Source organism: Stenotrophomonas sp. KH_052 (assembly GCF_057838755.1).
In genome coordinates this window covers 367,501-380,985 of record NZ_CM174475.1, presented here as the reverse complement: position 1 = coordinate 380,985, position 13,485 = coordinate 367,501, and the positions used below count along the sequence as shown (strand labels likewise).

Below are 13,485 nucleotides of genomic sequence, written 5' to 3'. Positions count from 1 at the left end.
CCGCGGGAAACGTCTCGATGGTAGCCCCGCCCTCTCGCCAGTAGCAAGGGTGCATTCACACTTTTTCCGATGCTGCAACACAGCATGACCCCGGCAACGTGAATGACGAATTCGGCACAAATTCCGCAGGACTTTCTGAACACGCTGAACCCACCACGGTTAGGGGCTATCAGCCCTTCACGAAGGTGGCTGCGGGGCACTTCCCCAAGGCGTAAAAATGATTAAAATCGCCAAGTTTTCCATTGGCCGGACCGGCATGAACGCACCCTTCTCCTCCCCTGCCGCCAGCGACGCTTCGCGTCCCGGCGCGCTGCTGTCGCCGGAACTGCCGGCGTCCCCCAACCCGTTCCGCCAGGCCATCACCGATGGCTGGTTGAAGGACGAGGCCAGCCACGTGCGTGAACTGCTGGCACAGGCGCGCCTTCCCGCCGAGGAACAGGCCAAGGTGCAGGCGCTGGCCGCCGACCTGGTCGGCCGCGTGCGCGTGCGCGCCAAGGACCAGGGCGCAATCGAAGCCTTCATGCGCCAGTACGACCTAGGCAGCGAGGAGGGCGTGCTGCTGATGTGCGTGGCCGAAGCGCTGCTGCGCATTCCGGACCAGGACACCGCCGACAAGCTGATCCGCGACAAGCTGGCCGATGCCGACTGGGAAAAGCACCTGGGCGGCAGCGACTCGGTGCTGGTCAACGCCTCCACCTGGGGCCTGATGCTGACCGGCAAGCTGGTGCAGATGAACGACGCTACCCGCGCCGATGCGCCCAGCGCGTTCAAGCGCCTGGTCGGCCGCGTCGGTGAGCCGGTGGTGCGCCTGGCCGTGCGCCAGGCGATGAAGATCATGGGCCACCAGTTCGTCATGGGCCGCACCATCAGCGAAGCGCTGTCGCGCTCGCACAAGGGCGACAACGCCAGCTACCGCTACTCGTTCGACATGCTGGGCGAAGGCGCGCTGACCATGAAGGACGCGCTGCGCTACCTGGAAGACTACCGACGTGCGATCCACGCCATCGGTGGCGATCACAAGGCACGCGGTGGCCGCCCGGACGGCGACGTCAACAACGCCCCGGGCATCTCCATCAAGCTGTCGGCGCTGTACCCGCGCTACGAGCACGCCAAGCGCGCGCGCGTGCTGAAGGACCTGGTACCAGGCGTGCTGGAACTGGCACAGCTGGCCAAGAGCTACGGCATCGGCTGCACCGTCGACGCCGAAGAGTCCGACCGCCTGGAACTGTCGCTGGACATCATCGAGCAGGTGTTCTCCGATGCGTCGCTGGCCGGCTGGGACGGCTTCGGCGTGGTCGTGCAGGCCTACCAGAAGCGCACGCCGTACACGATCGACCACCTGGCCGACATGGCGCGCCGCGCCGGTCGCCGCCTGCAGGTGCGCCTGGTCAAGGGCGCCTACTGGGACGCCGAGATCAAGCGCGCGCAGATCGAAGGCTATCCGGGCTACCCGGTGTTCACCCGCAAGCAGAACACCGATGTCTCCTACCTGGCCTGCGCCAAGCGCCTGTTCACCCATGCCGACGCGATCTACCCGATGTTCGCCACGCACAACGCACACACCATCGCGGCCGTGCGCAGCATCGCCAATGGCGGCGTGTACGAGCACCAGAAGCTGCACGGCATGGGCGACGACCTGTACGCCGAAGTGGTGCCGGCCGACCGCTTGAACCTGCCGTGCCGCGTGTACGCGCCGGTGGGTTCGCATGAAGACCTGCTGCCGTACCTGGTGCGCCGCCTGCTGGAAAACGGCGCCAACTCCAGCTTCGTCAACCGCATCACCGACGAGCGCGTACCGATCGCCGACCTGATCCGCGATCCGGTCGAGATGGTTGCTTCGTTCGAATCGATTCCGCATCCCAAGATCCCGCTGCCGGTTGACCTGCTGCGCAGCCAGAACCACGACAGGAAGAACTCCATGGGCGCCAACCTCGCCAACGACAACGAACTGCGCGCCCTGGCCGAGCAGCTCAACACCGCCGTCAAGCCGTGGTCGGCCGCGCCGCTGGTGCCGGGTGCCAACCCAGCCGGCGCCACGCAGCCGGTGACCAATCCGGCCGACACCCGCGAAGTGGTCGGCCAGTGGCAGGCCGCCGATGCCGCCACCGTGCAGAAGGCACTGGCCAATGCCGTGGCCGCGCAGCCGGCCTGGAACCGCACCCCGGCCGCCAGCCGCGCCGCCATCCTCGAGCACGCCGCCGACCAGCTGGAAGCGCGCATGCCGGAGTTCATGGCACTGTGCGTGAAGGAAGCCGGCAAGAGCCTGCCCGACGGCATCGCCGAAGTGCGCGAAGCGGTGGACTTCCTGCGTTACTACGCCAAGCAGGCACGCGAGCAGTTCAGCCACGCCGAGAAGCTGCCGAGCCCGACCGGCGAATCCAACGAGCTGCAGCTGCATGGCCGCGGCGTGTTCGTCTGCATCAGCCCGTGGAACTTCCCGCTGGCGATCTTCCTCGGCCAGGTGGCCGCTGCACTGGCCGCCGGCAACAGCGTCATCGCCAAGCCAGCCGAGCAGACCAATCTGATCGGCTACTACGCGGTGAAGCTGCTGCATGACGCCGGCGTGCCGGCCGACGTGGTGCAGTACCTGCCTGGCGACGGCGCGACCGTCGGTGCCGCGCTGACCGCCGACCCACGCGTGGCTGGCGTGGCCTTCACCGGCTCCACCGACACCGCCCGTGCGATCAACCGCGCGATGGCTGCACGTGACGCCGCCATCGGTGTGCTGATTGCCGAGACCGGTGGCCAGAATGCCTTCATCGCCGACTCCTCGGCGCTGCCGGAACAGCTGGTCAAGGATGCGATCGGCTCAGCCTTCACCTCGGCCGGCCAGCGCTGCTCGGCTGCGCGCGTGCTGTTCGTGCAGGACGACATCGCCGACAAGGTGATGACCATGCTGGCCGGTGCGATGAAGGAACTGAAGGTCGGCAATCCCGGCCTGCTGTCCACCGACGTCGGCCCGGTGATCGACGCCGACGCGCTGAAGATCCTGCAGGACCACGCCGAACGCATGGACCGCGAAGCGCGCCTGATTGCTGCCGCCGAGCTGTCTGTCGAAGCAGCCAACGGCACCTTCTTCGCACCGCGTGCGTACGAACTGAAGGACCTGGGCCAGCTGCAGAAGGAAGTGTTCGGTCCGGTCCTGCACGTGATCCGCTGGAAGGGCGACCAGCTCGACGCGGTGATCGACCAGATCAACGCCACCGGCTACGGCCTGACCCTGGGCGTGCATTCGCGCATTGACGAGACCGTCGACCGCATCAGCAACGGCGTCCACGTCGGCAACGTCTACGTCAACCGCAACCAGATCGGTGCAGTGGTCGGCGTACAGCCGTTCGGCGGCCAGGGCCTGTCCGGCACCGGCCCGAAGGCCGGCGGCCCGCACTACCTGCTGCGCTTTGCCACCGAAAAGACGGTAACGGTGAACACCACCGCTGCCGGCGGCAACGCCTCGCTGCTGACCCTGGGCGACTGATTCCAGGCGTCATGCGGTAAACGAAAAACCCCGCGAAAGCGGGGTTTTTCGTGCCTTGTTTCCTGTAGCGCCGAGCATGGGCCCGGCTCTACACCCGCATCAGGCTGCGCCAATGACGCAACGCCACCAGCGCGTTGATCCAGAAACCCACGTACAGGATCGAGGTCAGGTGCAGGCCACGACTGTAGTACAGCGGCACCGCAACGGTATTCACCAGCAGCCACACCCACCACGATTCCAGCTTGCGTCGCATCATCAGGATCTGCGCGATCACGCTCAACACCAGCACCGCCGAATCGATGTACGGCGCATAGGCATTGGTCAGGCGGGTCAGCATCCAGCCGTAGCCGAACGTGGCCACCACCGCCAGCGGCGCCAGCCATGCCCAAGCGCGTGGTCGCAATGAGGTGATCGGCAGCGGCGCACCGTGATCACCGCGCAGCCACTGCCACCAGCCCAGCACGCTGATGGCGATGAAGAAGAACTGCAGCACCATGTCTGCGTACAGGTGCGAACGCTCGAACACGGCGGCGAACAATGTGCAGCCGACGATGCCCAGCCACCAGGTGTGCACGTTGTTGCGCCCGGCCAGCAGGATCGAGCCGGCGACGGCGATGTTGGCAGCCAGCTCCAGCTGGAAGTTCGGATCGGACAGGTTCATGGCGCTATTGTCGTGGATCCACGCCATGCGTGGATGCCCCAAACCGCCCCACAAAAAGAAGGCCCCGCTTGCGCGGGGCCTTCCGTGTACTGCGTCAGGCCGAGGCCCGAATCAGAACTTGTACTGGAACGAAGCCGCCAGCACGTCGCCACGGACCTTGTACTTGCCCGACAGCGAGTTGCCCTGGTTGGCAGTGGTGGCACGCACGTTCACGTTCGGATCGCTGGTGAACAGGTGGGTGTAGCCAAAGTTGTACTCGGTGTTTGCCGACGGGGTCCAGCCCACGCCCAGCGACAGCCACTTGCGGCTGGTATCCGGCACGCGCACGTCGCGGTGGGCGTCGGTGGTCGGGGTCTGGTCCAGTGCAACACCACCGCGCAGGGTGACGGTGTCGCTCAGCTTGTAGTCGGCGCCCAGCGACACGAAGGTGGTGTCGCGGTAGCCGAACTCCAGAACCGAATCGGGCTGCGGCGAAGCGTAGTCAACGGTCACGCTGTCAAACGCGGTCGACCAGGCGGTGCGGGTCACGTCGCCCATCACGGTCCAGCGGTCGTTGACCTTGTGGGTCACGCTCAGGGTGGCCGAGGCCGGCATGGTCACCGTGGCCTTGCCGCTGGTGTCCATGAACCAGCCACGGGTACGCGGCGAGTTGGTCAGCAGCGAACGGGCGCGGTCGGCGCCGCTGAAGGTCGCATCACCACCGGTGATCTTGTGCTCGACCTTCGAACGGTAGCTCAGGCCGATGTGGGTGTTCTCGTCGATCGAGAACAGGCCACCGACGGTCCAGCCCACGGCATTGTTGTCACCCTCGATCTTCAGGGTGCCATCCGAGCTGCCCGGGGCGAAGCCCGGAGCGCCGGCGCCGGCCAGGATGCTGCCGTAGTCAACGGCGTTGCTCAGCTCGATGGTCAGGTGCTCGACGAACACCGACGCGCCGAACGACACGTACGGGTTGACGTCATACGACGCGGCGAAGCCGAGGTCGATGGCCTTCAGATCGGTCTTCAGGCCGCTGTAACGACCGACCCAACCGTTGTCGTATTCGGTCTTGAAGCCGAACGGTGCGGTCAGCGACACACCGAAGTGGGCCTTCTCGCCGATCGGCATGTGGAAGTACGCAGCCGGGACCGGAGCGATCATGCCGGCGTCGCCGCCGTCACCACCGGTCTGCGGGCGGCCTGCCGCATTGCGGCCCTGGCCCTTGAACTCGGCCTTGAAGCTGATGGCGCTCAGGTCGCCCTGGACCATCGTGCCTTCCAGCTGGCGCATGCCGGCCGGGTTGACGGCGATGATGGAGGCGTCGCCCTCGGCGCTGCCGGAACCGGCGAACGCGCGGCCGAGGCCCTTGGCGCTGTTTTCCTTCAGCTGGAAGGCGGCAGCGTTGGCATCGGCGGCGGCCAGCGCACCGGCAACGCCGACGGCCAGCAGGGTCAGTCGGGCAATGGTGGAAGCGGTTTGCATCGTAGTTCTCTCTCCGGTAAGCGGTGATGGTGCTCTGAGTGCGCCTGCGCCCGGCAGGCCCTGGGGCCCTTCGGAGCGCGCCGGATTCCCCTCCCGACATACGACGCCGTATGCGAGTATTACCCAGAGCTGTTAATGAAACAATAACGGCGCAGGCGCTTTTTTCGTCTCAAAAGCTGAACAGGACAAATCCCGCCGCAGGCGCCCGCACGCTAGGCTATTGCCCATGTTCGTCTCCCTCCCGTCGCGCAAGAAGGCGGCCCTGCGCTGGGCCACGCCCGTGCTGTTTGCGGCACTGTGGCTGGCGTTCCTGTGGTCGATCTCGCGTCCGGACGACGCCCGGGGCAGCCTCTGGCTGGACTGGGGCGCCCTGTCCACCGGCCTGACCCACCCGCTGGACTGGTGGGCGACCCTGCAGGACGGCAGCGTGCTGCGGCTGTTCACGGCCCTGTTCCTGCACGCCGACTGGTCGCACCTGCTGGGCAACCTGGTGTTCCTGCTGATCTTCGGCCTGCCCGCCGAGCGGGTGCTGGGGCCGTGGCGGTTGCTGCTGCTGTTCCTGGTCGGCGGTGCGGTCTCCAACCTGGTGGCGATCTACACCATGGGCAGCCCGGACCAGATCATCATCGGCGCCAGCGGCGCGGTGTCCGCACTGATCGGCGCCTATCTGGCCCTGTTCCCGGGCGCCCGGCTGGGCGTGGTGATCCCGCTCGGCCTGTTCCTGGAGTTCGTGCGCGCGCCGGCCTACCTGCTGATCGGCGTCTGGGCCGCACTGCAGGTGGTGTTCGCTCACATCGGCCCGAGCTTCGGCATGGTCGCCTGGTGGGCGCACATCGGCGGCTTCATGTTCGGCCTGGTGTACGGGGTCTACGTGCGCGCCGCGATCGCCCGCAAGCTGCGCAAGCGCCACGGTTTCTGACCCCTGGTAGTGCCGGCCGCTGGCCGGCTCCATGCACCCGCTCGTTCGTTCGTAGCGTCGAGCTCGCTCGACTGCAGGTTTCGTCGCCGGGCATGGCCCGGCGCTACCGTCAGGGCTTGGCAGGGGCCGGAGCGGGCTTTGCTTCCGGCTTTGCTTCCGGCTTTGCTTCCGGCTTGCTCTCCGCCTTCGGCTCGGCCTTCGCATCCGGCGTGGCCTCCGGCTTCGCGGCCGCCGACTTCGCACCCTTGGCCGCAGCGGCCTTCGCTGCCTCGGCCTTCAGACGTGCAGCCACCGAACCCGGGTTCTTCAGCTCGGCCAGCGCGTCGTTGATCGGGCCATCGCCCGGCAGTACCGCACCGGCGTGGTAGCCCTCGGTGCCTTCGTCGTCACCGCGCAGATGGCCCGGCAGGGTCGCTTCGCTGTAGTCGCTCAGGCTGGCCGGTAGTGCATCCTCGACCGGCGTAGCGGCCGGCTTCAGTTCGACCTCCGGCACGATGCCGGTGGCCTGGATCGACTTGCCGCTGGGCGTGTAGTAACGCGCGGTAGTCAGCTTCACCGAATCGCCGTTGTCCAGCGGCAGCACGGTCTGCACCGAGCCCTTGCCGAAGGTGCGGCTGCCGACCACGCGGGCACGCTTGTTGTCGCGCAGCGCGCCGGCCAGCACTTCCGATGCGCTGGCCGATCCGGCGTCGACCAGCACCACCACCGGTGCGCCCTTCAACAGATCGCCCGGCGTTGCATCGAAACGTGCATCGCTGATGCTGATGCGGCCGCGGGTGCTGACGATGTTGCCCTTGTCGAGCAGGTCGTCGGCCACCTGCACGGCGGCGGTCAGCAGGCCACCCGGGTTGCTGCGCAGATCCAGCACCAGGCCCTTGAGCTGGCCGCCGGACTGCTTCTGCAGCTGCTGCACATGCTTCTGGAAATCAGAACCGGTGTCGGCCTGGAAGGTACTCAGGCGGATGTAGCCATAGCCCGGTTCCAGCAGGCGGCTGCGCACGCTGGTCACACGGATGGTCTGGCGGGTGAGGCTGACATCGAACGGCTTCGGCTTGCCCTCGCGCACGATGGTCAGCACCACCTTGCTGCCGGCGGCGCCCCGCAGCGGTTCGCTGGCGTCGATCTTGCTTATCGGCTTGCCGTCGATGGCGATGATCAGATCACCGGCAAGGATGCCGGCCTTCGCCGCCGGTGTGTCGTCGATCGGCGAGATCACCTTCATGCTGGCGTTGTCCGGCTGCTGCTGCAGCTCCACGCCGATGCCTTCATAGGCGCCGCTGGCCTGCTCGTCGAAGGCCTGCGCGTCTTCCTTGTTGAAATAGGTGCTGTGCGGATCAAGGTCGAGCAGCAGGCCGCGCACCGCCGACTGCATCAACTTCTTGTCATCGACCGGATCGACGTAGGCGGCGCGAACCGCGTTGTAGACCGCCACGAAACGGCGGATGTCTTCCAGCGGCACCTTCGAGGTCACCGCCTCCTCGCTGTTCGCCGCCTGCCCGCTGGTTTCCTGGCTCGGGGCGGGCGCGGTCTGCTGCGCCCAGGACAGCGCTGGCAACAGAGCCAGCAAGAGGGTGGCGGTACGGGCTGCGCGCATGGATCACTCCTGTCGACGATGGCATCGTGCCCAAGGCACATGCACCGATTATGCGCGAAGCACAGCTAAATTCCCGTTGAATCGGCCATGCCCGCAGTAGCGCTGGATTCAGCGCCGCTGCAGCCAGCTGTCCGGATTGACCGGCTGCCCGCCACGCCGCAGCTCGAAGTACAGCGCGGTCACGCCCTGGCCGCCGGAATTGCCGACCTTGGCCACCGCGTCGCCGCGGCTGACCCGGGCGCCGGCGTCCTTGAGCAGGGTGTCGTTGTGCGCGTAGAGGCTCATGTAGCCATTGCCGTGGTCGACGATCAGGATCATGCCGTAGCCGGTCATCCAATCGGAGAACACCACGGTGCCATCGGCCACGGCAGTAACGGTACTGCCGGCCGGGGCGCCGATCAGCACACCGCTGCTGGTGCGGCCGTCAGGCAACTTGCCGCCATAGCGCGCCAGCAGATTGCCGGACAACGGCCAGCCCAGGCCTCCAACCTTCGGGGCGGGCGCCGAGGCCACGGCAGGCGGCACCTTGGTGGGCGGCGGCGGCCGGCCCTGCGCGGCGGCCTGGCGTGCCGCACGTTCTGCGGCGGCCTTCTCCGCTGCCGCACGGCGCGCAGCCGCGCGACGCTCGGCCTCGGCACGGGCGGCGGCCGCACGCAGATTGGCCAGCAGTGTTTCCAGCGCCTTGGCGTCCTGGCCCAGCGCCTGTTCCTTCTCGCGCTGGTCCTTGAAGCGCTCGTCCAGCGAGGCAACAGTCTTTGCGCGATCGCGGCGGTCGACTTCCAGGGCCGCTGCCTGCTGCTTCTGGTTCTGCTGCGCGCCCTGCAGCTTCTGCTTGCGCTCAGCGATCTGCGCCTGCAGCGCCTCCAGTTCCTTGAGGTCGGCAGTCAGCGTGGTGATGCGCTTTGCGCGCTCGCGCTGCAGGTAGCGGTGGTAGGCCAGGGCGCGATTGGCATCGGCCACCGTGTCCTGCGACAGCAGCAGCTTCAACGGTGCGTGGTTGCCCAGCTGGTAAGCCGCACGGAGCAGGCCGGCCAGCTCGCGATGCTGCTGGGCGAGGTTGGCCTGCAGCGTGCTGCGGCGTTGTTCGGCCTCGGCCAGGGCCCTTCCCTGCTCGCGCAGCGCGGTTTCCGTCTGCGCAAGCGCTCGACCGGTGCGGGCCACCTTCTCATCCGCCTCGCGCAGCTGCTGTGATGCCTGGCCGCGCTGCCCTTCGATCTGCCGGCGCTCCTGCGCCACGCCCTTCAGTTCGGTGCGCAGCTTCTGCAGCTTGCGCTCAGTCTCGCGGGTGGTCTGCGCAGCACCGGGCAAGGGCAGGGCAAGGGCCAACGCCAGCCCCAGCAGCAGGCAGCGCCCGCCGCGGATGGCGGCGATGTGATGTCGGCGTGATGGGAAGGCGTTGTTGCGCAAGGGCTTTCCAGTGACTTCAGGCAGTTGCAGGGGGTACCGGGGAATGGTGACATCTCCGCACGCGGCCTGCCAGCCGCACATCCATCGAGGTCCCCATGAAAACTCTTTCCATTCCGCTGCTGTTCGGCGTGCTGCTGGCCACCGGGCCGGTTGCGGCCCAGGAAGACATCAGCAAGGTCAACGGCAGCATCAGCGCCGACGTCGGCCAGCGCTACGGCAAACTGGATACCGTCAACGGCGGCATCCGTGTCGGCGAAGGTGTCGAGACCGGCAGTATCGACACCGTCAACGGCGGGGTGAAGGTCGCCGACCGCGCACGCACCGGCCAGATCGAGACGGTCAACGGCGGCGTGCGCCTGGGCCGCGAGGTGATCGCCCGTGGCGACGTCAGCACGGTCAACGGCAGCATCTTCAGCGATCGCGGCAGCCAGATCGAAGGCGGCGTCGAAACCGTGAACGGTGGCATCGGCCTGGTCGAAAGCCGCGTCGGCAAGGACGTGGAGACCGTCAACGGCGATATCACCGTCGGCATCGGTTCGCAGGTGAACGGTGGCGTGCATGTGCGCAAGCCGAACTTCAGCGTCTCGCTCACCGCCAGCCGCAAGCCGCGCGTGATCATTGGCCCGAACGCCGTGGTCAGCGGCCCACTGCAGTTCGAACGCGAGGTGGTGCTGTACGTGCATCGCACCGCTCGTATCGGGCCGGTCACCGGCGCCGAGCCGATCTCGTTCGACGCCGAAACCGCTCCGGCGGATTGAGCGCACCGGGCCGTTCGGTTCGGTGATACTCGCTGTTACCGGCCACGCACGAGGTGTGGCCGCCCTTTGTTTTCCAGGAATCGACGATGCCCCGCAAACTCCTCCTGTGCCTGGCCGCTGCGGCCGCGCTCAGTGCCTGCAAAGGCGAAGATACTCCGGCGCCCGCGCCGGCCACCGACACCGCCGCTGCGAAGCCGGCCGCCCATTCGTTCTCGCCGGAAATCAACGCCGGCGACTTCGCCGAAATGGTCAAGACCCTGGCCTCGGATGAATTCGAAGGCCGCGCCCCGGGCAGCAAGGGCGAAGAACTGACGGTCAACTACATCCGCGACCAGATGCAGCGCATCGGCCTGCAGCCCGGCAACGGCGACAGCTGGTTCCAGGACGTGCCGATGACCGAGACCACGGCCAACGAATCGACCGTGCTGAAGATCACCCAGGGCGGCAAGACCACCGAGCTGAAGTTCGGCACCGACATGGTGGTGGGCACCCGTACCGGCCAGGCCGAAGTGAAGGTCGATGCCAGCGACCTGGTGTTCGTCGGCTACGGCGTAGATGCGCCGGAGCAGAAGTGGAACGACTACGCCGGCCAGGACTGGAAGGGCAAGACGGTCGTCATGTTCGTCAATGACCCGGGCTTCCACGTCGATGACGCGAAGCTGTTCGACGGCAAGCGCATGACCTACTACGGCCGCTGGACCTACAAGTTCGAGGAGGCCGCTCGCAAGGGCGCCGCCGCCGCGCTGATCGTGCACGACTCCGCCGGCGCCTCCTATGGCTGGGACGTGGTGAAGAACTCCTGGGCGGGCCCGCAGTACGACCTGCCGGCCAAGGATGACCCGGAAGCCCGCATCCCGGTGCAGGGCTGGCTGAGTGCCGACGCCGCCAAGACACTGTTCGCCGGTGCCGGCCTGGACCTGGCGCAGGCGTACAAGGACGCCAGCAAGCGCGGCTTCAAGCCGGTGCCGCTGAAGGCCACCGCTGCGGTCGATCTGAAGAGCCAGATCGCGCAGAAGCAATCGCGCAACGTGGTGGGCGTACTGCCGGGCAGCAAGCGTGCCGACGAGGCCGTGCTGTACATGGCGCACTGGGATCACCTGGGCAAGCACGAGGGCGAGACCGGCGACAACATCTACAACGGCGCGGTCGACAACGCGACCGGCGTGGCCGGCATTCTCGAAGTGGCCGAAGCAATGGCCCACCAGGAGCCGAAGCCGGAGCGTTCGGTGGTGTTCCTGGCGGTGACCCTGGAAGAATCCGGCCTGCTGGGTTCGAAGTACTACGTCGCGCATCCCACCTTCCCGCTGGACAAGATCGCCGGCGTGATCAACATCGATGCGATGTCGGTGGCTGGCCGTGCCAAGGACGTGACCGTCACCGGCTTCGGCAGCTCGGAGCTGGAAGACATCCTCAAGCCGCTGGCCGCGGCCCAGGACCGTACCCTGCACGGTGAGACCTCGGTGCAGAGCGGCTTCTACTTCCGTTCCGACCACTTCAACTTCGCCAAGGCCGGCGTGCCGGCTCTGTACGCCGATGGCGGCGAGGACCTGCGCGACGGTGGCGTGGACGCGGGTCGCAAGGCCGCAGCGGACTACGGCGCCAACCGCTACCACGGCCCGAAGGATGAGTTCGACGCGGCCACCTGGAAGCTGGACGGTACTGTCGAAGACCTGCAGCTGATGTACGGCGTCGGCAAGGAACTGGCCGGCGGCGATCGCTGGCCGAACTGGTATGCAGGCAACCCGTTCAAGGCAGCCCGCGATGCAATGATGAAGGACAAGGCCCCGGCTGCGGCGAAGTAGCGTCGAGCTTGCTCGACTGAGCATCGTTGAGGTCAAAGCGGCGCCCGCAAGGGCGCCGCTTTTTTTGTGTGTGATCGCCCTGCAGTTGTAGATGCCAACCTTGGTTGGCGCCGTGGTTCCGTGCAGAGAGCATCCACGCATGACGTGGTTCTACTTGTAGTGCCGGCCGCTGGCCGGCAAGCGATCGCTGTGTGGGCCTGCTGTTGGTAGCCGCCAACCTTGGTTGGCGCCATGCCTCCTCGCAGAGGGCATCCACGCGTGGCGTGGTTCTACTTGTAGTGCCGGCTGCTGGCCGGCAAGCGATCGCTGTGTGGGCCTGCTGTTGGTAGCCGCCAACCTTGGTTGGCGCCATGCCTCCTCGCAGAGGGCATCCACGCGTGGCGCGGATGTACCGGGCGATGTAACGCCATCGGGTTGCCGGCCAGCGGCCGGCACTACCCGTATTTCCGGCACACAAAGAAAAACCCCGCTGCGTGAGCAGCGGGGTTTTGGGTGTAAACCCTGGCGATGACCTACTCTCGCATGGCTTAGGCCACACTACCATCGGCGCAGCTACGTTTCACTTCCGAGTTCGGGATGGGATCGGGTGGTTCCATAGCGCTAATTTCACCAGGGAGACGGTTGCAGCAGCGCTTGCAGCGCCAGCATTGCGATCTTGCCCTTGGGGCGGAAGCCACTCAAAAAGCAGTGCCTTCACTTAATAAGAAAAACCCCGCTGCGTGAGCAGCGGGGTTTTTGGGTATAAACCCTGGCGATGACCTACTCTCGCATGGCTTAGGCCACACTACCATCGGCGCAGCTACGTTTCACTTCCGAGTTCGGGATGGGATCGGGTGGTTCCATAGCGCTAATTTCACCAGGGAGGCTTTTGGAGAGTCGCACTCGTCCCGGAGGACAAGGCGCCAGCCTCGCATAGTTCTTGTGACGTAGCGTGCACTTGGATGCTCTTACGACGTTGTCGTAAAGCCAAGGCAACTTGAGGTTATATGGTCAAGCCACACGGATCATTAGTATCAGTTAGCTCAATACATTGCTGTACTTACACACCTGACCTATCAACCACATAGTCTATATGGTTCCTTCAGGGGGCTTGTGCCCCGGGAGATCTCATCTTGAGGCGCGCTTCCCGCTTAGATGCTTTCAGCGGTTATCGCTTCCGAACATAGCTACCCGGCAATGCCACTGGCGTGACAACCGGAACACCAGAGGTTCGTCCACTCCGGTCCTCTCGTACTAGGAGCAGCCCCTCTCAAATCTCCAACGCCCATGGCAGATAGGGACCGAACTGTCTCACGACGTTCTGAACCCAGCTCGCGTACCACTTTAAATGGCGAACAGCCATACCCTTGGGACCGACTACAGCCCCAGGATGTGATGAGCCGACATCGAGGTGCCAAACACCGCCGTC

8 protein-coding genes and 3 rRNA genes (1 of these 11 only partly in view) are annotated in these 13,485 nt (G+C 66.1%); 4 read left to right on the top strand and 7 right to left on the bottom strand.

All coding sequences use genetic code 11. The features are described from left to right. The first annotated feature begins 256 nt into the window (after positions 1-256). Positions 257-3,475 carry a bifunctional proline dehydrogenase/L-glutamate gamma-semialdehyde dehydrogenase PutA gene (gene putA, locus AC3ITW_RS01635; protein ID WP_489389992.1) on the top strand — a complete coding sequence of 1,073 codons (3,219 nt, stop codon included), beginning with the start codon at positions 257-259 and terminating at the stop codon, positions 3,473-3,475. 88 nt (positions 3,476-3,563) lie between these two features. Here the strand turns inward: putA and pnuC are convergent, their stop codons facing one another. Together pnuC and AC3ITW_RS01625 are read right to left on the bottom strand one after the other, a co-directional pair. Then, entirely contained in the window at positions 3,564-4,136 is a 573-nt protein-coding gene (gene pnuC, locus AC3ITW_RS01630; RefSeq protein ID WP_489389991.1) for a nicotinamide riboside transporter PnuC, read from the bottom strand. 111 nt (positions 4,137-4,247) lie between these two features. Continuing rightward, positions 4,248-5,597, bottom strand: coding sequence for an outer membrane protein transport protein (locus AC3ITW_RS01625; protein WP_489389990.1), 1,350 nt, complete (start codon positions 5,595-5,597; stop codon positions 4,248-4,250). A 226-nt stretch (positions 5,598-5,823) separates the two neighbouring features. Here AC3ITW_RS01625 and AC3ITW_RS01620 point away from each other — a divergent pair, with 226 nt between their 5' ends. Further along, the gene (locus AC3ITW_RS01620; protein ID WP_004138280.1) at positions 5,824-6,516 is read left to right on the top strand and encodes a rhomboid family intramembrane serine protease; all 693 of its coding nucleotides are present in this window, start codon (positions 5,824-5,826) and stop codon (positions 6,514-6,516) included. A 109-nt stretch (positions 6,517-6,625) separates the two neighbouring features. On the opposite strand, the gene AC3ITW_RS01615 is transcribed toward AC3ITW_RS01620, so the two are convergent. Together AC3ITW_RS01615 and AC3ITW_RS01610 are read right to left on the bottom strand one after the other, a co-directional pair. Beyond that, a complete protein-coding gene (locus tag AC3ITW_RS01615; RefSeq protein WP_489389989.1) occupies positions 6,626-8,110 on the bottom strand; it encodes a S41 family peptidase in 1,485 nt (494 codons plus the stop codon). A gap of 108 nt (positions 8,111-8,218) precedes the next feature. Continuing rightward, positions 8,219-9,517 (bottom strand): murein hydrolase activator EnvC family protein, encoded by a 1,299-nt coding sequence (locus AC3ITW_RS01610; protein ID WP_100435690.1) that lies wholly within the window; start codon positions 9,515-9,517, stop codon positions 8,219-8,221. 95 nt (positions 9,518-9,612) lie between these two features. Between AC3ITW_RS01610 and AC3ITW_RS01605 the strand changes: the two genes are divergently transcribed. Then, positions 9,613-10,275, top strand: coding sequence for a DUF4097 family beta strand repeat-containing protein (locus AC3ITW_RS01605; protein WP_489389988.1), 663 nt, complete (start codon positions 9,613-9,615; stop codon positions 10,273-10,275). An 86-nt stretch (positions 10,276-10,361) separates the two neighbouring features. After that, a complete protein-coding gene (locus AC3ITW_RS01600) occupies positions 10,362-12,077 on the top strand; it encodes a M28 family metallopeptidase (protein WP_489389987.1) in 1,716 nt (571 codons plus the stop codon). A gap of 499 nt (positions 12,078-12,576) precedes the next feature. Here AC3ITW_RS01600 and rrf (AC3ITW_RS01595) read toward each other — a convergent pair. The 3 genes from rrf (AC3ITW_RS01595) to AC3ITW_RS01585 all read right to left on the bottom strand — a co-directional run. Further along, a 5S ribosomal RNA gene (gene rrf, locus AC3ITW_RS01595) occupies positions 12,577-12,691 on the bottom strand. 132 nt (positions 12,692-12,823) lie between these two features. Beyond that, positions 12,824-12,938: ribosomal RNA gene (gene rrf, locus AC3ITW_RS01590) — 5S ribosomal RNA — on the bottom strand. Between the two features lie 125 nt (positions 12,939-13,063). Beyond that, positions 13,064-13,485: ribosomal RNA gene (locus tag AC3ITW_RS01585) — 23S ribosomal RNA — on the bottom strand; it runs 2,458 nt beyond the window's last position.

Coding starts and splice junctions, on each gene's coding strand:
- AC3ITW_RS01625 (WP_489389990.1), bottom strand. CDS start 5,597: ATGCAAACCGCTTCCACCATTGCCCGACTGACCCTGCTGGCCGTCGGC.
- AC3ITW_RS01600 (WP_489389987.1), top strand. CDS start 10,362: ATGCCCCGCAAACTCCTCCTGTGCCTGGCCGCTGCGGCCGCGCTCAGT.
- AC3ITW_RS01615 (WP_489389989.1), bottom strand. CDS start 8,110: ATGCGCGCAGCCCGTACCGCCACCCTCTTGCTGGCTCTGTTGCCAGCG.
- AC3ITW_RS01620 (WP_004138280.1), top strand. CDS start 5,824: ATGTTCGTCTCCCTCCCGTCGCGCAAGAAGGCGGCCCTGCGCTGGGCC.
- putA (WP_489389992.1), top strand. CDS start 257: ATGAACGCACCCTTCTCCTCCCCTGCCGCCAGCGACGCTTCGCGTCCC.
- pnuC (WP_489389991.1), bottom strand. CDS start 4,136: ATGAACCTGTCCGATCCGAACTTCCAGCTGGAGCTGGCTGCCAACATC.
- AC3ITW_RS01605 (WP_489389988.1), top strand. CDS start 9,613: ATGAAAACTCTTTCCATTCCGCTGCTGTTCGGCGTGCTGCTGGCCACC.